Source organism: Lentilactobacillus otakiensis DSM 19908 = JCM 15040, from assembly GCF_001434145.1.
GTDB lineage: Bacteria > Bacillota > Bacilli > Lactobacillales > Lactobacillaceae > Lentilactobacillus > Lentilactobacillus otakiensis.
Genome location: NZ_AZED01000005.1, coordinates 101866 through 126329 on the forward strand (window position 1 = coordinate 101866; position 24464 = coordinate 126329).

Genomic DNA, 24464 nt, shown 5'->3' on the forward strand with positions numbered 1-24464 from the left:
TAGTCGGTTGGAAACTTTTTTATTAGGGAAAAATTCACCGAGCTGTTTCATCGATTGGATAAATTAAAATAGCTAATGTTGTCACAAACTCTCAACAAATAGTATAATTTTAGTTGTGGTTACGTTTTCATTTTAATATCAAATTTTCCAATTCGAATTCAACGGAGGTACTTATAATGTCCAAAGTTCTAATTGTCAATGCAGGAAGTTCATCATTAAAATTCAAATTATTTGAAATGCCCCAAGAAGAAGTGCTCGCTGACGGTGAAGTTGAGCGGCTCAACATGCCTGGCTCCAAAGTTAAGATCAAGTATGGCGACGGCCAAGTATACAAGGCCGAAGAAGATAAGATTGATTACGAACGTTCTGCGGGGATCATGCTGAACAATCTGAAGGATCTGGGTGTCATTGACCGGTTGAGGGACATTGACGCGATTGGTAACCGTGTTGTGGCTGGAAGTGATATTTTTAATAAGGTCGTCAAAATTGACGATGATAGCTTATCCCAAATTGTGGAATTGGGCGACATTGCGCCGATCCATAATCCAGTTGAGGCTGAATATATTGAAATTATTCGCAGAATTTTGCCAGACACTGATCAGTATGCGATCTTTGACAGTGCCTTTTTCAAGGATGTCCCGGAAGTTAACTCCATTTACGGGATTCCATATGAATTGACCAAGAAATTTACCATCCGTCGTTACGGTGAACATGGCATTAACCATGGTTTTATCACGCAACAGGCCGAAGAGATATTAGGCAACGATAAAGCCAAGCTGGTCACCCTTCATTTGGGCTCAGGAGCCTCTGTCGCCGCTGAGAAGGACGGCAAGTGTTACGACACCTCGATGGGCTTCACACCGATGAACGGCCTCGTCATGGGGACACGTTCGGGGGATGTGGACCCCGCCTTGGTCCCATTCTTCATGAAAAAGATGGGTGCCAGTGCCGATGAAGTGATCGACATGTTCAACAAGCGCTCCGGCTTACTTGGCGTTTCCGGCGTCTCATCAGATATGCGTGACTTGGAAGACTCAGATGACGATCGGGCTAAATTAGCTTTGGATATGTTCGTCAATCGAACGGTTAAATTTGCGGCCAGCTACATCACTGAACTTGGTGGTGTCGATGCGATTGTCTTCTCTGGTGGGATCGGTGAACATGATAAATGGGTTCGTGAACAGGTCTGCGAGAAGCTTGGAATCTTTGGAATTAAGCTGGATGGCCAGTTGAATGAAGCCCAGAAGCCTGGCGATTTAGGTACTAAAGATTCTTCCGCACGGATCCTGTTGATCCCGGCTAATGAAGAATTGGCGATGGTAAGGGATGTTGCCAACACGATTTCGAATAAATAACATCTAAGATAGAAAAAATGAACCTGCCAACAACTTGGCAGGTTCATTTTTATGGAATTATTTATTTAAATCATTAGAATTCTACTTTGTATTTGATGCTATAAGTCTTCTCTTCACCGGCTGGCAATGTGACATCGCCAAAGCCTTCGTGGTTAGGAGTATCTGGCAAGTTTTGGGCTTCTAAAGCGATTGCCATGTAAGGGCCACCTTGGCCACGCAGGTAATTAGTTCCAGTCAAGTCATCTGGCGTGAAGACAACCAAAGCGTTACGGTTTGAACTGATTGCAACGCTGCGGCCGGATTCTGGATCAGATAATTTAGCAACTGGTTCGTCATCTTTATGATCATTGATTACAAAGACTTCGTCATAACTGTGACCAACTTCTGCCTTCATGTCATCAACACCGACTTTGAGGTTTTGATTGTCACGGAAATCATAAGGTGTGTCGTCGACAGCTACCTTCTTACCAGTAGGGGTCTTGTCTTTGTTCAATTCAAGATATTGATCCGCGTTGATTTGGAGTGATTGGCCATTGATGCTGTTTTCTTCACTCAAATTGAAGTAAGTGTGTTGAGTTGGGTTGAACAAAGTGTCAGCGTCACTCTTGGCACTGTACGTTGCGGTCAATTCGTTGTCATTATTCAGTGAGAATGTAATTTTGACATCGATATTACCAGGGAATGAATCTTCAGAAGAGTCGATATGCTTGGTGAAGACAATCCTGTCGCCGTCAAATGAGCCGTCCCAGATTTGGGTGTTAAATCCGTGAGGGCCACCATGCAACGTGGTTGTGCCTTCGTTAGAATCGACGTGGTATTCTTTGCCTTTGATCTTGAAAGTACCGTTGGTAATTCGACCGGCAGTTCGACCAATTGCTTGGCAGAAGTACTGGTTCTTCATCAATTCTTCACTACTTGGGACACTTACCAGAATATTTGTTGGCTTGCCGTCAGGGCCGGGGACATTGAATTCCTCCAATGTGGCACCGAATGTAATTGCGGAAACAGAAACATCGTGATCATTAGTGATGGTGAACTTTTCAATGTCCTTGCCATCTAACTTATCGAACAATTCTTTCTTGGTACTCATATAGTTAAATCTCCTTAGAAAAATAAATTGTGGTTTGAAACCGCTTTTATATGTATTATAATATGTTTTTGTACGGTGATGCAATACCAATTTTTGAATTTATCCGTATAATTCTATATTAATTATTGCTAAAGTATGATATTTTATTATTGGAGTATATGAATGAAGGATGAAAGGGTATACGATGAAAACTTTTTTGTATGGATTATCAGGTGTCACCGATTTATTAATTATTGTTTTTATCTTCATGGGAATGTATGAATTTGCCCGTAAAGATCAAACGAAACCGAACCATCACTTTATTGTTTGGGCACTTGTCTGTGTATTTATCACATTTGGATTATTAATGTTGACGTAGGATTGAACCACAATTTGAACGCGGGGGGATAGTATCATGGAAACAAAGTATGTCATGGTCAAGAAGAGCATTAAATCAAACATCATTAATGGGAAATACAAGATTAACGACAAGATCCCTACCGAGTCCGAGTTGATGGCGATGTATAAAGTGAGTCGGTACACGATTCGGCGAGCTGTTGGCGACCTTGAGCACGAAGGCTATATTTATCGGGTTCAGGGTGGCGGCATGTACGTCAATGATTGGATTAACAATAAGGTATCTTCAGACCGTTCTAATCAAAACGTGGGTGTTGTGACAACTCATATTGCTAATTACATTTTTCCAAGCATCATTAGTGGGATTGATCAGGTCATTTCCGATGAAGGCTTGTCAATTTTGATTGGGAATACGCATGACGAGTATGAGAAGGAACGTCACAACTTGCTGAATATGTTGGACAACGATGTGGTTGGCTTCATTATTGAACCAACCAGAAGTACGCTGGACAATCCCAACTTGGACGTTTACCAAATGATCGTTGATTCTGGGAAGCCGGCCGTCTTCATCAACGCCCACTATCCTCAATTGAATTTTCCGTACGTTGAAACTAACGATACGGATGCTGAAAAAGAATTGGTCGACTATTTATTAAACTCTGGTCACGAACGGATTTTGGGAGTCTTCCAAGTTGATGATCTTCAGGGAGTTCACCGGATGAACGGATTTATCAAGTCCTATCAGACGCATCCCAACGTTTCCACATCAGGCGATATCATGATGTATCGTTCGAGTGATAATATTAATGATGTTTTAGAGAAGATTAAGAACCGGGTCAAAGTAGAAATGAACGCTTTGCCGACCGCAATCGTCTGTTATAACGACCAGCTGGCGATTGAGGTCATCGGGATGTTAAGTAAAGAAGGCATCCAAGTTCCAGACCAGATTTCCGTTGCCGGATTTGATGATTATCAGATCTCGCAATACATTGATCCGACGCTGACAACGATGATTCACCCAAAGAGAACGATGGGCCATACTGCTGCCCAACTATTATTAAATATGTTAGATGGTAAGGATGGCGGTTCAAAGATTTTGGATTCAAAGTTAATTGTTCGAGACTCAACTAAAAATATTTAACCACAGTGACACAAACAATTTTGCATGTTCATTTCCATGAAAGGAGGTGATACACCGCGGATCATCCCATCCGTGTTTTATTTTCCGCAAAAATTTTATGCTAACAAATAAAATATATCTTGATTTATGCGTATAAATATTTTATACTCTTTTTGTAAGCGATGTCAGAAACCGTTTACAGGTGCGCACAAAGTTTTTGCAATACATTTTTGAAATATAAATTTACGAATGGGGTGCTCGTTTTGAAAAAGGTCACAAATAATGGCTTTATCTATACGTTTGGAGCCTTAGGTGGCTTGCTTTTCGGTTACGATATTGCGTCAGTTTCTGGTGCGATTCTGTTTATTGAAAAACAACTTCACTTAGGACCATGGGAACAAGGTTGGGTTGTTAGTTCAGTTTTAATCGGTGCGATTATTGGTGCGCTGGCAACTAGTAAGTTTTTGGATACTTACGGACGTCGTAAGTTATTAATTTGGGCTTCAGTTATCTTCTTCATTGGAGCCATTACATCAGGATTTGCGCCTAACTTTGAAATCCTGGTTGGAACCCGTGTCGTCTTAGGTATTGGTGTTGGTATTACATCAGCATTGATTCCTGCCTATTTGCATGAACTTGCTCCAAAGAGTATGCATGGTGCGGTTGCCACAATGTTCCAGTTGATGATCATGATTGGTATTCTGTTAGCCTACATTTTGAACTACTCATTTGCTCATATGTACACTGGCTGGCGTTGGATGTTAGGCTTCGCTGCTTTACCTGCTTTCATTCTTTTCGTCGGAGCACTTTTCCTTCCAGAAAGTCCTCGATTCTTAGTTAAGATTGGACACACAGACGAAGCACGTGAAGTTCTGATGGATACCAACAAGCATGATGCCAAAGCTGTTGATACAGCTCTTTCCGAAATTGAGGAAACTGCAAAAGCACCAGTTGGCGGCTGGAAAGAATTATTTGGTAAAGGCGTTCGTCCAGCATTGATTACCGGACTTGGCGTTGCCATCTTCCAGCAAGTTATTGGTAGTAACAGTGTTATCTTCTATGCACCAACAATCTTTACCGATGTTGGTTGGGGAGTTATTGCTGCATTGCTTGCTCATATCGGAATTGGTGTTGTTAACGTTATTGTTACCGTTGTTGCTATGTTACTGATGGATAAAGTTGACCGTAAGAAGATGCTTGAGTTTGGTGCCGCCGGAATGGGTCTTTCACTCATTGTTATGTACACGGTTCTTAAGTTCGATAACGGATCACATACAGCCGCTATCGTAAGTGCTCTTGCATTGACTGTCTACATTGCTTTCTACGCTACGACTTGGGCACCAGTTACCTGGGTTCTGATCGGTGAAGTCTTCCCATTGAACATTCGTGGGTTGGGAACATCACTTTGTTCAGCAACCAACTGGTTAGCCGACATGGTTGTTTCATTGACATTCCCAATGATGCTTAGCTCATGGGGATTGGATAATGCCTTCCTGTTCTACGCAGTCATCTGTGGGATTGCCATTTGGGTATGCCACAGCAAGTTCCTTGAGACTCGTGGTAAGTCACTTGAAGAGATCGAGCTTGATCTTCACAAGGCAGCTGGAGAGAGTGTATCGACAGATGCCACAAAATAGTTAACCAATTTTAGACCATTCGTCTAAAAATTAATAAATCATCAAGAGGAGAGAAAACTATGTTACAAGTACCTGATTATGAATTTTGGTTTGTTACCGGTAGTCAACATCTTTACGGAGAAGAACAATTAAAGTCCGTTGAAAAAGATGCTAAGGATATGGTTGATAAGTTAAATGCCTCTGGTAAATTACCTTACCCAATCGTGTTCAAGATGGTTGCCACTACTGCTGACGGTATCACTCAGTTAATGAAAGACGTTAACTACAATGATAAAGTAGCTGGTATTATTACTTGGATGCACACATTCTCACCAGCTAAAAACTGGATCCGTGGTACTAAGTTACTTCAAAAGCCATTACTTCACTTGGCAACTCAATACTTGGATCACATTCCATATGACACCATTGACTTTGACTACATGAACCTTAACCAAAGTGCTCATGGTGACCGTGAATACGGCTTTATCAATGCACGTCTTCGTAAGAACAACAAGATCGTTTACGGCTGGTGGGGAGATCCAGAAGTCCAAGACGAAATTGCTGACTGGGAAAATGTTGCAGTTGCTTATGACGAAAGCTTCAAGATCAAGGTTGCTCGTTTCGGTGACAACATGCGTAACGTTGCTGTTACTGAAGGTGACAAAGTTGAAGCCCAAATCCAATTTGGTTGGACTGTTGATTACTATGCCTTAGGTGACTTGGTAGAATCAGTTAACGCTGTTTCTGAAAGCGATATCGACGCTAAGTACAAAGAATTACAAGACAAATATGAATTTGTTCAAGGCGACAATGACAAGGATAAGTACGAGCATTCTGTTCGTTACCAAATCCGTGAATACTTCGGAATCAAGAACTTCTTGGACAAAGGTAACTACTCAGCATTCACTACCAACTTCGAAGACCTTTATGGTTTGGAACAATTACCTGGTCTTGCAGCACAATTGCTCATGGCTGACGGCTATGGTTTCGGTGCTGAAGGTGACTGGAAGACAGCTGCTCTTGACCGCTTAGTTAAGATCATGACTCATAATCAGGCTACTGCATTCATGGAAGACTACACTCTTGAATTACAAAAGGGTAAGGAAGCTATCCTTGGATCACATATGCTTGAAGTTGACCCAGGTATTGCCAGTGACAAGCCTCGTGTCGAAGTTCACCCATTGGACATTGGTGGCAAAGCAGATCCTGCACGTTTGGTATTCTCTGGCCGTGCCGGTGACGCAATGGATGTTACCATCTCAGACTTTGGTAACGAATACCGTATGATCGGTTATGCGGTTGAAGGTAACAAAGCACCTAAGGAAACACCACATCTGCCAGTTGCAAAACAAATGTGGACTCCAAAGATGGGCTTGAAGAATGGTGCTACTCAATGGATTCATGATGGTGGTGGACATCACACTGTCTTGACATTCAACGCAACTGAGACACAATTCCAAGACTTAGCTACTATGTTTGGTCTTACCTTTAACGATATTAAGTAGCAGAGTGTGACGAGCCCCGGGTGGCCCCGGAGCATAAGGTAAAGGTATCAATAATGAACGGTTTGTGTTCATTGTTGGTAGCTTTGCCTTATGCAGTAGGGGTCAGGGGTGTCGGAACACGTTTCGGCTAGGTAAAAAGCAGAGTGCAAAAAAGCATTTGCTACCATCAACCGACCCTGCTAACGAGTAACCCCGAGAGATTACCCAATATAAAGTTCCACTAATCAAGTTCCGAGAGACTGATATTGGAACTTAATCATAATTGAAATGAGGTTGAGACAAATTCCCTTTTGCCTCGACCTCATTTTGTACATAGCTGTTTATATAGGAGGAAAATTGAAAATGCGGACTGAAAAAGAGAAGATGTTGGCTGGTGAGAAGTACCTAAACATCAGCGATGAATTAGCCGAAGATCGCAGAACCAATCGATTGTTGGTGGATGAATTTAATCGGGTTGCCCGAGAGGATCCGAAGCAAGGTAGCCAGATTATTAAAAAGATGTTTAAGCACACCGGTGAAAAAGTTGATATCCAATCGCCATTTCAGTGTGATTATGGATACTCAGTTTCCGTTGGTGAGAACTTTTTTGCCAATTATGGTTGTACCTTCATTGATGTTGGTAAGATTACCATTGGTGATAATGCCTTGCTTGGCCCGAATGTCCAAATCTTTTCGGTGAACCATCCGCTTGATGTTAAGGATCGTCAAGCCGGATATGAGTATCCAGCTGACGTCACGATCGGTGACAACCTCTGGGCAGGGGGCGGCTCAATTATTGTGCCCGGCGTGACCCTCGGCAACAATGTTATAATTGCTGCAGGCGCTGTTGTCACCAAATCATTTGGCGACAACGTATTGATCGGCGGAAATCCTGCCAGAGTCATTAAAAATTTAAAATAGCACGGAGGATTTGCATGAGTAAAGAGAATATTAGTAGTCGAATTGAATTAGCAGATGGCCACCCGATGCCCCAAGAGGGTCTTGGCGTATATCGGATGACTGATGAGGATGAGTTGATTAAGTCCGTTAAATCGGCATATGATGACGGCTATCGGTTGTTTGATACCGCTCAGATGTATGGTAATGAAGCTGCGGTTGGTAAAGCCATTCAGGACTTGGACGTCAATCGGGACGATATCTTTGTCACAACGAAGATTTCAGAAGACAACCAAGGATACGATAAAGTGATGTCTTCATTTGAAGAATCATTGAAGAAGCTGCAGTTGGACTACGTGGACCTGTTATTGGTTCACTGGCCAATCCACACCCACTTCTTTGAAACTTGGCGGGCATTCGAGAGTCTTAAGGAACAGGGTTTGGCAAAGTCAATCGGAACCAGTAATTACGGCATGCTGCACCTGCAGTATTTGGCCACCAAAGCGAACGAAATGCCAGTCTTGAACCAGTTGGAAGTTCATCCATACCTGTCACAAAAAGCAATGATTGATTTTGATCGTGAGAATCACATTGTTACCCAGGCCTGGGCACCACTCGGACGTGGTCGGATCTTTGATGATCCCGTGATTACCGGTATCGCAGCCAAACACGGTAAGTCAGCCGCCCAAGTCATTTTGAGATGGCATTTCCAACGGGGGGATGCGTTTATTCCCAAGTCAGTCCATCCAGAACGGATTAGGCAGAACGCTGACATTTATGATTTTGAATTGAATGCAGACGAAATGAAACAGGTTGATGGTTTGAATCGGAATACCCGGATCAGCCAGGAACCTGAGATGGTGTATGAGATTGGGCATCAGTATCCGCATCATTAATGTCTAATAAAATAAGGCTTGGCTGATGAATTTCGCTATTATTTCATCGGCCAAGTCTTTTTATTTAACGATTCAATATAAAATTGTTCAAAATGATTTTTCCCATGTCTTCTAAATGATCTAGCAAATCAATTGTGAAATAAATATTTTGATTATTATTTTGGAAATCACTGACAGACTGCATATATGAAAAGAAACATTTTAATTGATTCCAACATGTCGTTATGCATTGAACAAGCCTGTTGAAATATTTTTCCAGAGTGCTATAACAGAATTTGTTGGTATATAACAACAAGCTAAACTAATTCATTTGGGGAAATGAATCATTTATCATAAACGGGGATTTAATTATGAATAGTTCAAAATCAACAAATACCATACGAAAGCTCAGGAAAGGATTCATTAGCGTTCTTGCAATCATGTTGACATGCATACTTCTACTTTCCATTTCGTCTAAAAATACGGTTAGAATGACAATTGCACTACTTGGTCATCCAAGAATGGCACTGCAGACAAAGCCGGTTCATAGCAATGAGGCAAGTTCTGCTTTGAAGACAAACATTTATACAATTCCTATGAAGGATTCATTCAGTGGGGTCGGAATAAGCCATATTTCATTGTTTGAAGTTCATTCCATTCTAATTTTCCACATTGCAATACCGACTTATGATCATTTGGCATAGCATTCTTATGTTCGAAGCGGCATCAGATTCACTAATTCGGATTGTTAATTATTGATGCTTAATATTCATTTGATGTTATGTCATACGAATGGGGAACGAAAGATGAGCACGAAAGCGAAGAACGTAACGAAGATAGTCAAAACAATTATTCTGGGCATCTGCATTACTGTTTTGACGGGCATGATTCTATTATCCATCTCGCCGTCGACTACTGTGAGGATGACAATGATCTTGTCTGGCCACCCAGAATCGGCGATCAATTGTAATCCTGTGCACGATCCAGGGTTAAGTAAAGCTATGAATGCAAACATATACACAATCCAAGATAAATACGGATATACTCATCTTGGAATGAGGCATGTGGTTCTATTTAAGATTGACAGTGTATTGGTTTTCCATACCGCAACGGCCACTTATCGATATTTCTAATTATATAGAGATCCTGACGAGTTGGAAGAAGGCGGTGGTGATGAATTTGTACAATAAAGCCATTTACTTGGGGGATAATCGTTTGGATGCAAGTAACCGGAAGTTATCTAAAATATTGATTGGATTATTACTGATGCTGCTTGGTGGGATTGTCATATTCTTCAGTATCTTTGCACTGGGTCCAACGCCAGTTTCAAAGGGCATGGAAGACATTTATTGGTTAATATTTGCCGGTGGAATGAATGTCATTGGCGGAATTGGCTACTTGTTCATACATAACAGGTCAATTGTGTTAACGCTTGCTGGTGTGCTAATCATTGTGAATTTAATTCCAGCTGTTCAGCAGGCGATGTCAGGGAATCACTTTTTGCTTCCCATGATTGTCATGCTGATTATCTTAGCAGTTGCGGCTGGTGCGATCTCTTTATGGAATGAATCAAAATAAGCCTCGATGGAAGCAAATCCTGCTACCATCGAGGCCTTTCTTATGATCGCTTTTGTACCAGGGCATGTAGTGAATTTTCGCGAATTCAAGGTGCTTTTAATGCTAAACCATATCCGATCCGCTATACTGAAGGTATGTGAAAGCAAATTTTTGAGAAATGGGATGATTTTTTGACAAAGGTTACTGCTTACATGGTCCGGCACGGACAAACATACTTAAACTTGTACAACAAGGTTCAGGGATGGATTGATTCTCCGCTCACTAAAAAGGGAATCCAAGATGCCGAAAGTGCTGGAAAACGACTCTCCAAGATTAACTTTGCCGCTTCATTTACCAGCGACTCCGGTCGGGCAATTGACACCGGCAAAATTATTATGAAGGCCAATCCGCACAATATGAACATTGTAAGTTACCAATATCCCGAATTACGAGAACAATTTCACGGTTATTTTGAAGGAAACGACTTGAATCAAATGTGGCAATTTGTTGGTGCTCAAGTTCAAGAGACGACTGAAAAAGAAGTTTTGACAAACTTTGGTTTGGAGCGGGCACGAGATTTGATCCACAAGGCTGATTTGTATAATAATGCTGAGAACAATCAGATGTTTTGGGAACGACTTGATCACGGCTTTGACAAAATTCGTGAGAACACTCATGACGGCGAGGACATCTTAATCGTGTCACACGGCATGACTATCCGTTCGATTGTGGACCGCTATGCGCCCAAATTGGATTTGGGGGTCGCAACTAAAAACGGCAGTGTCACCAAGTTGATCATCACTGATGACGATATCCAAGTTGAGTACTTCAACAATCTCGGCGAGGTCTAGTTGTTTATAATTGCTTAATATGATATATTTGTAGGACATGTGCTGGTCAGGACGTTTGTTGCCCTGACCATTGTTTTTAATTGTATAACTGACACGTGTTTCGATGGGCCTGATTACCATCTGTTGCTCACACCCTCGTTACACTCTATTTATGAGGTAAATTAATGATTACGATTCAAAACATGGGATTACAACTCTCAGGTAAAAAACTTTATGACGATGTGAATTTGAAGTTCACGCAAGGCAACTGTTATGGCGTGATTGGCGCTAATGGTGCCGGTAAATCAACATTTTTGAAATTACTTCGAGGTGATTTGACACCCACAACTGGTGAAATTCACATCGATAAAAACGAACGAATTTCCAGCTTGAGCCAGGACCATTATGGCTTTGAAGAGCAGACGGTGATGCAAACGGTTATCCAAGGCTACCAGCATTTAGCTGATGTCATGGAAGAAAAGGATGCCTTGTATGCCAAACCTGATTTTTCTGATGAGGACGGGATTCAAGCTGCCAATTTGGAAGCTGAATTCGCCGAAATGGACGGCTGGAACGCTGAATCTGATGCGTCACAATTGTTGCAGTCATTAGACATTCCAGAAGAACTTCACCAACAGTTGATGAGTGAATTGACTGAAGGTCAAAAAGTGAAAGTGCTGTTGGCACGGGCATTGTTTGGTGAGCCCGACATTTTACTGTTGGATGAGCCGACCAATGGACTGGACGTGTACTCAATTGAATGGCTGGAGAATTTCCTGGCTGACTATCTGAAGATCACAATCATCGTTTCCCATGACCGTCATTTCCTGAACCAGACGTGTACCATGATGTGCGACGTCGACTTCGGTGAAATCCGGATGTACGTGGGGAACTATGATTTCTGGTTGCAGTCAAGCCAGCTCGCTGCCAAGATGAAGGCTGATTCAAATGCCAAAAAAGAAGATAAGATCAAGGAACTCCAAGCGTTCGTGGATCGTTTCAGTGCCAATGCGTCCAAGTCCAAACAGGCGACTTCGCGGAAGAAACAGCTGGATAAGATTTCGTTGGATGACATTAAGCCATCTTCACGGAAATACCCATTTATCAAGTTCGAGGAGAACCGGCCACTTGGAAATGACTTGTTGCGCGTGGATAAGGTTTCCAAATCAATTGACGGCGTCAAGATTCTTGATAATGTGACCTTCACACTGCGTCCTGGCGATAAGACCGCTTTGGTCAGCCGCAACGATTTAGCTACCACGACTTTAATGCAAATTTTGGCCGGCGTGACTCAGCCAGATTCTGGTGAAATTAAATGGGGTCAGACTGTTGAAATGTCCTCATTGATGAAGGATTTTGCGTCCGAATTTAACGACAATGATCAACGGATTATCGACTGGCTGCGCCAATTTGCCGAAAAGGGCAGTGATGACGATGCTTTCTTGCGCGGTTTCCTTGGGAGAATGCTGTTCTCTGGGGATGACGTGAATAAGGAAGTTAAAGTGTTATCCGGTGGCGAAAAGGTACGTTGTGTTCTCTCGAAGATGATGCTGCAAAAGGGCAACACACTTTTGATGGACGACCCAACCAATCATTTGGATTTGGAATCAATCACTGCTCTAAACGAAGCATTGGTTGGATTCCCGGGCTCGATCATTTTCACCTCTCATGATCATGAATTTATCCAGACAATTGCTAACCACATTATCGAAGTTTCCAATAACGGCATTATTGATAAAGCAGATACCAATTATGATGAATTCATTAATCACCCCGACGTGCAGAAGAAGTTGAGTGATCTTTATAGTTAAAATGGTGTACGACATATAGCAGGAACTACAAGATATCGATCTTGTGGTTCCTGTTTTTGTTTTGTCTTTGGATCCCGAGAAGTAAAAACGTAATGGCGTGTTATTGTTATTTGTAAACGTTATAATATAGGTGAATGTGATAGTTTTCATAAGCATAATTGAAGGGGAATACAATTATGAAAGTCAATAAATTATTGCTAATGTCAGCACTGCTCATTAGTACTGGGGGAATATTAGCATTCAGCAATTCAAATGTAAATGAAGTAAGTAATGTTCAAGCTGCAACTACTCAAGTAAACGATGATACACCAGACGGAACCATCATCACACCAACGCATGTTGTGAAGGCTCCGGATCCTGCTGATCGGACTGATAATCCAACTATTGATCCTAAGGAACACTCGGATATTCCGGTGACAAATTTCTATGAGGGTAGTACGGTGTTTCATCAGTTACCGATATATGTCAACGGCACTCTGGCCAATCCAATGGGACAGGATGCACGAGTTGGTTTTTCAACTATTTCTAATCAAGAAGGTTCGATAAATCCGAATGATTATATTACACCACCAGTGAAGGATGAAACAATTAACTGGGGGTATTACCTGGATGGATCGGTTCTAATGGTTGGCTGGTCACATGACAATACAAAAATGTATATTCATCAAGTTGATGGAGCAGGGAAGCTGACTAATACCGAGGAAGTTCCAGGGCCAAAATCGCCTAATTTCAATCCTAATTGGAGTGAAACAATCCAAGGCATGACTTTATATTGGGAAAATGGCCTCTTACAGATGGATTGGGGTTCATACTATCTTAATGGTTCTAGTTCCGCGGCTCCACTCAATTATTTAAGTGGAATTCCAGCACGATTCGTTGATGCTAACGGAAATGAACTTGCCCCCCAGCAAATTATTTCTGGATATTCAGGTACTTTTGTCGATGTCAAATATCCAGAGATTGAGGGCTATCGCCTGATTCGAGTTCCATATATGAATGCAGATCATCAATTCCTAATTAATAATATTACTAAAACTGCCCCAGGAGATTGGACGTTTACACAGGAAAATAGGTATGTAACAGTCGCCCGGAAAGTTATTGATGATCAAAACACCCAAGAAATGTACATGATTTTTGATTATAGTAAAATTCCTGGTGGTGGAATGTCAGGCACAAAGCAGAGTAAAACCGTCACCGTAAAAGCAACTGCTGGCGGTTCCATTGCAGCGGATTTCACGTATGGAGTTGCCCAAGCATATGGGACCGCCTCCATGCCCGAACCAGTTGGCAATCCACTGACATTTGTCTACGAGCCCATCAAATCCTACAATTTAACAATTAATTATCTTGAACAGGGCACTAATAATGTTCTTGCTCCCCAGTACAAAGCCAGTGGTGCCGGAACCTATGAGATTGATTCACCAGTTATTTCAGGTTACACCGCCGACAAGTCCGTGGTCAAAGGGACGTTGGGCAGTGATGAAACAATTAATGTCTATTACACCAAGAAAGATACGCCACCGACACCGACAAATGATTCAGGGAAAGTTGCAGTTAACTACATTGATGAAGCTGACAATTCTCTGATCCAGTCAAAGAATATCTACGGAAAGATTGGCGATCCATATCAAGCCGATGGGAGTTACAAACCAGCAAGCTTTACCTTAAACGGTGATACTTACACACTTGATACAACCAAGCTACCCACAAATATTAAGGGTACATTTGCGAACACAAATTCTGATGTCAATTACTACTACAAGAAAGAGGCCAAACCAGTTCCACCAACTGATGAGTCCGCCGCTGTTATCGTCAACTACATCAATGAAGCGGATAATTCACTTATTCAGACGAAGAAATTCTATGGCAAGGTCGGTGATCCATATGAAGCTGATGGCAAATATCAACTACAGACTTTGAATTATAATGGTGACACCTACACATTGGATACGAATAAATTACCTAAAAATATTCGTGGAACATTTAGCGACCAAACACCGGTGGTTAATTATTATTACGTCAAGAAAGCAACGCCAGTTAATCCTGTAAATCCGGTTAACCCGGTTAACCCGGTTAACCCGGTCAATCCAGTGAATCCACCTGTCACACCAACGCCTAACCCACAGCCTGTGCCCGAGCCAAGTCACATTGCTAAGAAGGGCGAGGTTGTCTACTCACTGAAGAAAATTTATTTGTATAAGAATTCAACTTTCGACAAAGCGGAACGAAAATTTGGTTACGTCAAGAAGCCGCGGGTATTCAGACCAATGTTTGTTGTGACTGATTATGGATATTCCAAGGCTGGTCGTGTTCGCTATAAGGTTCGCGATGTCAATCACTTGAGCAAGACAGACGGTTGGACAGGTTACATTACCACCAACTTCGAGTATGTTCGTCCGGTTTACTATCACAGTTCTCATCAAACACTGACGGTTATTAACCCACGCGGGGTCAATGAGTATGTCAACAAGAACTTAACTGGTAAAGTTAAGAACTTCAAACAAGGAACAGTTCTTCATGTGACTGGTTTTGTGAAACATAATTTGACGACTCGTTATTTACTGAGTAATGGGCACTTCATTACAGGAAATCGAAAGCTGGTAAAGATGGGAAGGATCAGTCAACCAAAGCAACTTAAGGTGATCCACTTTATCAACCGATATGCAGATCCAAATTTGGCAAAGCGGAATGGTCATTTCAAGAAGGGAACCAAGTTAGTCATTAAGCGCTATACCTTCAGTCATGAAGCTTCGTTGACCAGATCCGGAACGATGCGTTATGCAGTTAAGGGTGGCTATGTCACTGCCAACCAGAAATATGTCAAAGTGATCAAATAATCAAAAAGACCTGCTTGAATTTTCCGGCAGGCCTTTTTTGGTAAGCTAATTTCGCCAACATTTCCCAAAACCAATATATAATCATAGTAAGAACTATCAAGTTACGATGCACATTCAGGAGGGGACTATTTTGACACAAGAACTTGGCGCAAACGACCTGGGGACGTTCGCTTACGTGTCCAGAGTTTATAATGAAAATATTCAGTTACCTGAGTACAAATTACCGACCAGCACAGCAGATGGTACACAGACGTTTTTCGATACCGATGAAATTAATCTCAAGATGGAAATTGATCATCAGCGAGTGCAGAAGATTACCATTGTGACTCCGAAACCCCATTCACTTGCCTATATGCGGGTGTTTGAAGGCTTTGAGTTCGGGATGGAAGCCTTGGGCACTTGGATCAACACATACAACCGCTCAATTTCCAGTCACGGCAAGGCATCTGATGTGGTGAATGGCATTTTGGCCAGTTACGATACCACCAAGAATGACGTTTTGACCGTTAGTCTAACTAGAGCCAAATAAAAAATCGTCACATTCATGACCATTTTCAGGTCGCGAGTGTGACGATTATTTGTTTGATCAATTATTAGTTCAAGCCGGATACTTCTGCGAATTTCTTAGCAGTTCGTACCATGTTTGAAACGAAGCCGTATTCATTATCGAACCAGGTTGCAGTCTTGACCACTTGGAAGTTACCGTTGGTGGTGACTTCGGTCAATGTTGGGTCGTAGACTGCCCCGTGGGTGTCGCCGATGATGTCGGATGAAACAATCTGATCTTCATTCCACCCAAATGCAGGATTATCAGCGGTATGTGGCTTGATGGCGTCATTAACTTGGTCAGCAGTGACTTTAGTGTCGAGCACGGAAACCAATTCGCAGACAGAGCCGTCAACTACCGCAACCCGTTCTGCGTGGCCTTGGAGGTGGCCTTCAAGTTCAGGGATAACCAGGCCGATTGCTTTAGCAGCACCCGTTGAATGAGGAATTGTGTTGGCTGATGCGGTCCGGTTTGGACGGAGCTTCTTGCCTTTAGGGCCATCGAGAATCATTTGTGAGCTGGTAAATGCATGGATCGCGGTCATAGTTCCAACTTCCAGGCCAAATTCCTTGTTCAGGAAGTAAGCCATTGGTGCCAAAGCGTTGGTCGTGCATGATCCAGCTGAAATGATTTGGTCGTCAGCGTCCAAAGTGTCATCGTTAACGTTGAACACGATGGTCTTCATTGGGCCGGCTGGAGCGGAAATCAAGACTTTCTTCACGCCGGCATCCAAATGGGCTTGGGATTTTTCCTTGGAGGTGTAGAAGCCGGTACATTCAAGGACTAAATCAACGCCGTTATCTTTAACCCAAGGGATTTTGCTGGCGTCTTTTTCGGCATAAACTCGGTAGTTCTTACCGTCAACAACCAGTGAATCATCGGTTGATGAAATATCATAAGGTAAGGTGCCGTGTGTTGAATCGTATTTGAAGAGATATGCCAACATTGACGGGCTGGTCAAATCATTAATTGCAACAACTTCCAAATCAGGATCGTTAATTTCCAAAATACGACGTAAAATTAATCGACCAATTCTACCAAAACCATTAATTCCTATCTTTACCATAAGTGGATCCCCCTTTAAATTATGGGCAACAGTCAATGATGGTGATTACTTTGTGTACAACCTTTCTTCATCATCAAACAAAGTTTAAGCGCATTCATCTGGAAATTCAAACAAAGAGACTTAAAATCCCTCATGATGAGTATCAACATGAGGGATCAATTTTTAGAACTCACATTACTAAGAAAAACGGGCGTAACTGGATACACTAGACGCATACGTCGTTACAATACAGATGAATAATAAAACTTAGCTCAGAAAGAATGTAATTTGTATGAAAGACAATAAACATTACAGTACTAATGTGATCTTGCCGGGGTTGCTTCTGGGAGTCAGCTTTTTCACAATAATGATTACGCCACAAAAAGAAGTGGGCCAGAATGCCATTGCTCTTGAAATAATTATTGTTGGGGTAGCCATAGTCTGGCTAGTGATCGGTTTGTTCCAATGGCGTAGGGAGAATAGAGATTATCAGAAAAAACAAAATAAGAGATAAGGTAAAGGCGTCTCCGCAAATCAATTGCGAAGGCGCCTATTTCAATCGAATCTAATCAGATTCTTCAATATTCAATTTGGTATTTTTCTGTAGTCTAAAGTTGATGATCGCTGCAATTAAGGCGGCCGCGCTCAGTAAGGTGGCAAGCAAAAAGTCATATTTCCCACCAACAAACGAACGGGCTGCGAGGCTGCCAGTACCGTTATTTTGACTGATCGCCATCACAGCGGCCATGATACCAACCCCAATTGATCCGGCAAATTGCTGGAGCATGCTAAACAGCGAGTTGACATCCGCGGTATATTTCCGGGGAACATTTAACATGGCATTTGAAATGGTGTTCGAGAATCCCATGTTGAAGCCGAACCGTAAAAAGGTGTAGATCAACAGAATGATCCAGGCAGTCAGGACGGCTTGGATGCCGAAGAAGATCAGGCCACCCAGGGTCATTGAACTGAGTCCGAGGATAATTGGTAGTGCATAACCTTTCATATCGGCGAGATGGCCTGCATATGGTGAGACAGCCGCTCCGACCAGTGAGCCCGGTAGTAACACCAGTCCAGCAATGAACGGTGAACTATGCAAAACGTACTGGCAATAGACTGGGATCAGAAACGACACGCCAATATTGACGAATTGCAAGACGAAGTAGGTGAATGCCGACAGGGAAGTCGACAGCCATTTTAAGATGCGAATATCTAAGAGCTGTGATTTGCCGTGAGTATCGGAATAGATGAATAAGCCTAACGCAATCAGACCGATCACAAATGGAATCAAAACTTGAGAACTCGTAATGGCATATTTGCCGGCCTTGCTGACGGCGAAGACCATTGAGAACAAAGTGGCTGCCAACAAGCCTAGGCTGAGGGCATCGAATGAACCGGTGCCGACTGGATCAATGCGAATGTATCGTGAACCCAGCCACCAACTGATGACGATGATTGGCAGAATCAGCCAGAAGATCATCCGCCAAGAAGCGATTGAGGAAACAGTTCCACCGTACGTAGGTCCTAAGGCAGGCGCAAGTGAAATCACCATTCCGGCTAAGCCTGTCATTGAACCGATTCGGCCGGCGGGAATTTTGTTAAAGATAATGTGGAACATCAGAGGTGTGGACAAACCAGTTGCGATGGCTTGAATTAGTCTGCCGCTCATGAGAATTGGAAAATTCGGTGATGTGGCACACATGACATCGCCGACCACAAAAGCAATTGCGGCAAACAGATAGATTGATTGTGATTTGAATTTCTTAAGCAGATAAGCAGTTGTCGCCATGACAATGGTCACCATCAGCAGATAACCGGTCGTAATCCACTGGACCGTGTCCAAAGTGACGTTGAAGACTTTTGTTAATTCTGGAAAAGTAACATTCATCGAGGTTTCGGTCAGAATTCCGGTAAATGAGAGGAGGGCGGCAGCCAGCAGAGCGAGGTACGTTTGTCGGCTGATTTTTTCATTGTTGTTGGACATGATTTCATCTCTTTCTAAGTAGATTATTTAAATAATGGCAGATTCTAAAACGCGTTTATCAATTCGAAAGCAAGAAAAAAGCGAGTGGCAATTCACTCACTCCTGTTCAAGCTACTTGCTATATTTTATCCCAATCCAGGTCCCAAACCACGCCCATGGCCTTTTCGCCGGTATGCACGGTGATTGCAGGGCTGATCTGGTAGGTGCTGATGCTGGCCTTTGGGAAGTGTTCGTGGAAGGTACTCACCCAAGCTTTACTTAAGTCCGGGTTGTTGGCATCGACCACTGAAATTCTCATTGGTAAGTTAAAATTCGATTTTTCGATTTGGTCGATAATGTGCTGGAGAGCTTGTTTCATGGTCCTCTCCTTGGCCTCAGGCACGATTTTGCCGGCATCGTCAAATGTCAGGATCGGCTTAATTTTCAGTAGATTACCGAAAAATGCCGACGTGTTGGAAATCCGACCGGTTCGCTGTAAGTGATCCAAGCTGTCAACAACTAACGACACGTGGATCGAGTCGCGTAATTCCTCAAGCTTGGGGATGATGACGTCGGCGTTCTCGCCGTTTTCAGCCATCTTACCTGCCAATAGGCAGAGGTCTGCTTCGCCAGCACTGGCGATTTTTGAGTCAAAGGGGTACACCTTGATGTTGGTCACTTGGCGGCTGTATGCGACCAAGTTTTCATAGAAGGTAGTGATGCCAGATGATAAATTAACACAAATGGCTTCATCATAGCCTTTTGTTGCCAAGGTATCGAAGGCTTCCTGCATCTGGCCCATCGTGACCTGCGCAGTTGTCGGTAATTTTTCAGTTTCTGCTAATTTCTTCAGGAATTCCTGCGAAGTGATGTCAACGCCATCGTGGTATTCCTGGGTGCCGAAGATAACGGTGATTGGCAGAACGGTAATGTTATATTTGGCAGCGACCACAGGATCCAGGTAGCTGGCACTATCAGTAATTACGGCTGTTTTCATTGTGATGTCCTCTTTTCGGGGTTGTAAGTGTATTTTAACCCTTATTTTGATTGAAGACAAAGAATGTTATGTAAAAATGAACCCCGGCATCATGATGTCGAGGTTCATTTTAAAATCAGTATTAGTAGGTACCTTGGATAACCAGTTTCTTGTTAGCAGTGATGTAAGTGCCATTGCTTAACTTGTAACGAGTGGTTAAGTTGTGCTTTACAAAACTCTTAACAGTAATGTGAGTGCCTTTCTTGAAGGTCTTAACGCGACCGGTCAAGTTGGCGTGCTTGTAAGCGTGGATACCTTTCTTGTTGATGACGGTAATCTTACCGTTCTTAGGCATCGTCTTGTAGTAGACGTTTACGACATACTTTGGATTGGCGGTAATGTAACCGATCTTGCCGTCAGTCTTTGAGTGGTGGTTGACGTCACGAACTTTGTAACGTAAAGCGCCATTTGCGGAACGTGCATAGTCAAGCACGACAAACATTGCGTTATTAGCACGTTTGGACTTTGGATACGTTGCGATTCGTTCTGATTTCTTGAAATCAGCATGGCGATACATGTAGACACGTTTGTTGGCAAATACGGCTGAACCTTTAACGGCAGCATAGTTTGGTAAGCCAGTTCCGTTAGGGTTGCTTGGTGTGGATGGGTTCCAGGCGTTGTTGCCGGAGTTGCCACCGTTGTTATTTGAATTGTTGGATGAATTGCCACCATTGTTGCTTGGAGTATATCCACGTTGGCCAACGGTTACATGAACAACTTTTGTTGCACCATTGGCTTTGTACGTGACGGTGTATACAGCGCCGGCATTATTTGTATCAATGCTTTGTACAGAGTTGTTCTTGGAATCAGTAATGCTTATGGAAACGTTACTATCAGAAGGCTTTATAGAATTACCATTTGTATCCTTTAAAGAAGTAATTCCATTGAACTTTTGTGAATTCCAATCACTACCGTAACCAACTGTAAAGTCTTTAGCATCAATGTAGGATTTGTCACCAATTGTAGCGATAACAGACTTGCTTACACCATCGTACGTATAAGTAACTTGGTATTGGTTCCAAACGTTTGTTGGTTCAATTTTAACAGCTGCGTCATGAATGTTAGTTTCACTGCCGTCAGATTTATATAGGTGGGTTAGACCTTTATATTGATCCTCATCCTTCAACGTGTTGAGATTAGCGGAATTAAAATCGTGTGCTTCCATGGTGCGAATAGGAAGTAATACTAGACTAATACCCGGATTTGTCTTTCCTTCCTCACGTACATATAGCTGGTCAATTGTTAAGGCTTGGTGAGTTTCTTCATCTGGCCAATCAGTGTTCTTAGCGACCTTTAGAGGAACATCAAGTTGGAGGCTGGCGTTATTGGCGAAAGATTGGTATGATAAAGGACTATTGACGTCGTCCACAGGCCCAACACAAGCAATATCACTGAGTTTTTCGCTTTGCTTATAGACACTGGTATATTGATTAGCGTTGTCAGAATATGAATATGCTAAGGTAAATGGGCTTTCTGTAGGACTTGTAATCGTGATATGACGGGAACTATCATTGACCAAAGTTGGAATTCCCTGGATTGTATCGAAAGCCCATGGTAATTCGAGAATAGGCTCTATGTGTAAGTTGTTTCCGGTTTTATTAACGATTGAATAATGTTCAACAAAATTTGAATATTCATGCGTATTAATTGGTTGAATATTGTTAATCAAATTGCTAGTCCGATCGAATTGCCCATTGGGGTCTACTTCCTCTTGTGCAATTGTTTTTTCATTTCCCTTTGAATCGGTTGCCGTAATCCAAATCTTTGTTGTGAGCTCGTTTGGCGTCGCCGCCGATGCTGAATGGTTGCTACCAAATAAGATGACGGTAAAAATAATTGTGAATGCGATCACTATCATTTTCATCATGCTGTGTCCTTTATTAATCATGAAACATTCCCCTTTTCCTCAATAACATTATGTAATGGATTGAAAGCCCATTCATGAATAGTTTACCACTATGTCATTCATAATAATACATTGGTTAACACTAGATATAATAAGTATAGTGGAATACTATCTCTGCTTATTATCTGGACGAGGAGTGGGATTAGTTAATCGACCATCACCCATTTACGTTATAATTAACTCAATAAACCAAAAAAGGACGGGATCACATGAAATTCATCTCCTGGAACGTGAATGGGCTTCGCGCTGCTGTTAAGCACGATTTTGCGGAGACTTTTGATCAATTAGACGCGGACTTTTTCTGCATTCAGGAAACTAAGATGCAGGAAGGGCAGTTGGAGCTTGAGCTGCCTGGCTATCATCAGTATTTCAGCTATGCTGAGCGGAAGGGGTATTCCGGCACCGCGATTTTTACCAAGCATGAGCCGGTGAACGTGATGTATGGCATTGAAAGCGACGAGTTTGATCATGAGGGCCGGGCGATCACCTTGGAGTATCCCAACTTCTATTTGGTCACTAGCTACGTGCCCAACTCTGGCGCAGGTCTGAAGCGTTTGGATTTCCGTCTCGGTTGGAACAAAGCCTTTCTCCAATATTTGAACAAACTCGACAAGCAAAAACCAGTCATCCTATGTGGCGATTTGAATGTGGCTCACAAGGAAATTGATTTGAAAAATCCAACATCCAATCACCACAATGCCGGATTCACCGACGAGGAGCGGGAAGACTTTACGAAGTTGTTAAGTGAAGGCTACATGGACACGTTCCGTCACTTCTATCCGGATCGAAAAGACATCTATTCATGGTGGAGCTACCGATTTCATTCCCGTGATCGAAATGCTGGCTGGCGGATTGACTACTTTGTGGCCAGTGACCGCTTGGCAGACAAAATTGAGGACTCGAAGATTTTGACCGATGTGTTTGGGTCGGATCATTGCCCTGTGGAGTTGGATACTGGAGAAATTTAAACTTATTAAATACCAGGGGATATTTCAGAGTACAAAAATACCACGACTCGTGATAAAATGGAGTCGTGGTAAAGTTGTAGAGCGATAGCTTAGCAATACGATAAGAACCGCTAACCTGTCAAAGTTAGAAGCGGTTCTTTTCGATTGCTCGGATAATATCCGCGATTGCGAAGATTACCCAGGCAACTGCCTTTAAGTATGTGGCGATCGCAAAGATTATCACCGCATACAGCATTAAGACGTGGAGCAATCCTTTCTTTATTAGATTTATGTTGCATACGCAACACCTCCTTCAAAGAATGACCGCTACCGCTCTAGCAACCCTACAAATAAAAATTATACCTGAAATTGTACCTTGTTGCATTAATCAATGATTAGAAAACGAAGCCACCTGATCGTATTGATCTGGTGGCTTCGTGTGGACTTTTCATGACTGGATCTCTTATTTCAAATAAGCTTTCGGTTGATTCATCTTCCGATAATCACTGGGAGATAGGCGATAATAAATGGTTTTCAGAACTGGGATATTGGTCATTTTGATGTTGTACGTGTTCTTGTAAACGTACACGTTGATGTTCACATTGTGCGCCTTTTGGTGTAATACATAACGGTATTTAAGTCTGGAATTTTTTGGCATCACAATTTTGGCTGCATTTGTATCACTTTTACTGATCAAATGACTGACCTGTGTGACTTTTGTCTTATTCGTCGTGTATAGAATCCTGGTATTTTCATTATTGTAAACGGTGAGCGAATCTTTCTTCGAACTCATTTTAGGCATACAGGCGGTTAGCAAAACGATGATGCATACACCAAGAAGTAGCAACCAAATTTTTGAGGTTGATGGATATGTTGAACTTGCTGAGCTCATGGTATTTACCTCGTTTCTATTTCAGAGAACATAGATAATCTTTCCAAGCAGTTTTTGTCGAAGAACTTTTCGTTTCGACTTTTTAAATCCAAATCCATTTCAACGTGGACAGCTTTTACCTTTTGGTCAACATGTTTATCATCTCTTGCACACATTGTATTACATGTTGGTACAAAAGTATCCAAATGCGTGGACTGACGAGTTCTTAATATGATGGATTCTAAAATTCCAAACATTTCCAGGGAAAAAATAGCACGACTCATGATAAAACAGAGCCGTGGTAAATTCGTAGAGTACCGACTCAGCGACAACAGTATTGA

20 protein-coding genes are annotated in these 24464 nt (G+C 42.3%); 14 read left to right on the forward strand and 6 right to left on the reverse strand.

The features are described from left to right. Positions 1-176: 176 nt before the first annotated feature. A complete protein-coding gene (locus FD05_RS02095; protein WP_020281342.1) occupies positions 177-1355 on the forward strand; it encodes an acetate/propionate family kinase in 1179 nt (392 codons plus the stop codon). Between the two features lie 73 nt (positions 1356-1428). Here the strand turns inward: FD05_RS02095 and FD05_RS02100 are convergent, their stop codons facing one another. After that, positions 1429-2445 (reverse strand): aldose epimerase family protein, encoded by a 1017-nt coding sequence (locus tag FD05_RS02100; protein WP_020281341.1) that lies wholly within the window; start codon positions 2443-2445, stop codon positions 1429-1431. Between the two features lie 184 nt (positions 2446-2629). Between FD05_RS02100 and FD05_RS11745 the strand changes: the two genes are divergently transcribed. The 11 genes from FD05_RS11745 to FD05_RS02160 all read left to right on the forward strand — a co-directional run bounded on the left by FD05_RS11745 (position 2630) and on the right by FD05_RS02160 (position 16337). Next, positions 2630-2803: a hypothetical protein gene (locus FD05_RS11745; protein ID WP_020281340.1), complete on the forward strand. Its 174-nt coding sequence runs from the start codon at positions 2630-2632 to the stop codon at positions 2801-2803. 36 nt (positions 2804-2839) lie between these two features. Beyond that, positions 2840-3922 carry a GntR family transcriptional regulator gene (locus FD05_RS02105; RefSeq protein ID WP_020281339.1) on the forward strand — a complete coding sequence of 361 codons (1083 nt, stop codon included), beginning with the start codon at positions 2840-2842 and terminating at the stop codon, positions 3920-3922. Between the two features lie 242 nt (positions 3923-4164). Beyond that, a complete protein-coding gene (locus FD05_RS02110; RefSeq protein ID WP_020281338.1) occupies positions 4165-5538 on the forward strand; it encodes a sugar porter family MFS transporter in 1374 nt (457 codons plus the stop codon). Positions 5539-5597: 59 nt separating this feature from the next. Continuing rightward, complete coding sequence (araA, locus tag FD05_RS02115; protein ID WP_020281337.1) at positions 5598-7022, forward strand: L-arabinose isomerase; 1425 nt, start codon at positions 5598-5600, stop codon at positions 7020-7022. Positions 7023-7364: 342 nt separating this feature from the next. Further along, on the forward strand, positions 7365-7922 hold the full coding sequence (locus FD05_RS02120; protein WP_020281336.1) for a sugar O-acetyltransferase: 558 nt from the start codon (positions 7365-7367) through the stop codon (positions 7920-7922). Between the two features lie 14 nt (positions 7923-7936). Then, the gene (locus FD05_RS02125; RefSeq protein WP_020281335.1) at positions 7937-8794 is read left to right on the forward strand and encodes an aldo/keto reductase; all 858 of its coding nucleotides are present in this window, start codon (positions 7937-7939) and stop codon (positions 8792-8794) included. Positions 8795-9946: 1152 nt separating this feature from the next. After that, positions 9947-10351: a hypothetical protein gene (locus FD05_RS02140; RefSeq protein ID WP_020281332.1), complete on the forward strand. Its 405-nt coding sequence runs from the start codon at positions 9947-9949 to the stop codon at positions 10349-10351. A 170-nt stretch (positions 10352-10521) separates the two neighbouring features. After that, on the forward strand, positions 10522-11181 hold the full coding sequence (locus FD05_RS02145) for a histidine phosphatase family protein (protein ID WP_020281331.1): 660 nt from the start codon (positions 10522-10524) through the stop codon (positions 11179-11181). 164 nt (positions 11182-11345) lie between these two features. After that, positions 11346-12971: an ABC-F family ATP-binding cassette domain-containing protein gene (locus FD05_RS02150; protein WP_020281330.1), complete on the forward strand. Its 1626-nt coding sequence runs from the start codon at positions 11346-11348 to the stop codon at positions 12969-12971. Positions 12972-13147: 176 nt separating this feature from the next. After that, on the forward strand, positions 13148-15808 hold the full coding sequence (locus tag FD05_RS02155) for a MucBP domain-containing protein (protein WP_020281329.1): 2661 nt from the start codon (positions 13148-13150) through the stop codon (positions 15806-15808). A gap of 130 nt (positions 15809-15938) precedes the next feature. Further along, positions 15939-16337 carry a hypothetical protein gene (locus FD05_RS02160; RefSeq protein ID WP_039932949.1) on the forward strand — a complete coding sequence of 133 codons (399 nt, stop codon included), beginning with the start codon at positions 15939-15941 and terminating at the stop codon, positions 16335-16337. A 64-nt stretch (positions 16338-16401) separates the two neighbouring features. Here the strand turns inward: FD05_RS02160 and gap are convergent, their stop codons facing one another. Further along, the gene (gap, locus tag FD05_RS02165; protein WP_020281327.1) at positions 16402-17421 is read right to left on the reverse strand and encodes a type I glyceraldehyde-3-phosphate dehydrogenase; all 1020 of its coding nucleotides are present in this window, start codon (positions 17419-17421) and stop codon (positions 16402-16404) included. Between the two features lie 271 nt (positions 17422-17692). Between gap and FD05_RS02170 the strand changes: the two genes are divergently transcribed. Further along, positions 17693-17914, forward strand: a complete 222-nt coding sequence (locus FD05_RS02170) for a hypothetical protein (RefSeq protein ID WP_039932945.1) — start codon at positions 17693-17695, stop codon at positions 17912-17914. 51 nt (positions 17915-17965) lie between these two features. On the opposite strand, the gene FD05_RS02175 is transcribed toward FD05_RS02170, so the two are convergent. The 3 genes from FD05_RS02175 to FD05_RS11795 all read right to left on the reverse strand — a co-directional run bounded on the left by FD05_RS02175 (position 17966) and on the right by FD05_RS11795 (position 22287). Then, positions 17966-19384, reverse strand: a complete 1419-nt coding sequence (locus tag FD05_RS02175) for an MFS transporter (protein ID WP_020281326.1) — start codon at positions 19382-19384, stop codon at positions 17966-17968. A 118-nt stretch (positions 19385-19502) separates the two neighbouring features. After that, positions 19503-20360: a DegV family protein gene (locus FD05_RS02180; RefSeq protein ID WP_020281325.1), complete on the reverse strand. Its 858-nt coding sequence runs from the start codon at positions 20358-20360 to the stop codon at positions 19503-19505. A 121-nt stretch (positions 20361-20481) separates the two neighbouring features. Further along, on the reverse strand, positions 20482-22287 hold the full coding sequence (locus FD05_RS11795) for a DUF5776 domain-containing protein (RefSeq protein WP_039932941.1): 1806 nt from the start codon (positions 22285-22287) through the stop codon (positions 20482-20484). Positions 22288-22514: 227 nt separating this feature from the next. On the opposite strand from FD05_RS11795, the gene FD05_RS02190 reads away from it, so the two are divergent. After that, positions 22515-23273 carry an exodeoxyribonuclease III gene (locus tag FD05_RS02190; protein WP_020281323.1) on the forward strand — a complete coding sequence of 253 codons (759 nt, stop codon included), beginning with the start codon at positions 22515-22517 and terminating at the stop codon, positions 23271-23273. A gap of 442 nt (positions 23274-23715) precedes the next feature. Here the strand turns inward: FD05_RS02190 and FD05_RS02195 are convergent, their stop codons facing one another. Further along, positions 23716-24144, reverse strand: coding sequence for a hypothetical protein (locus FD05_RS02195; RefSeq protein WP_039932940.1), 429 nt, complete (start codon positions 24142-24144; stop codon positions 23716-23718). Positions 24145-24464: the final 320 nt, after the last annotated feature.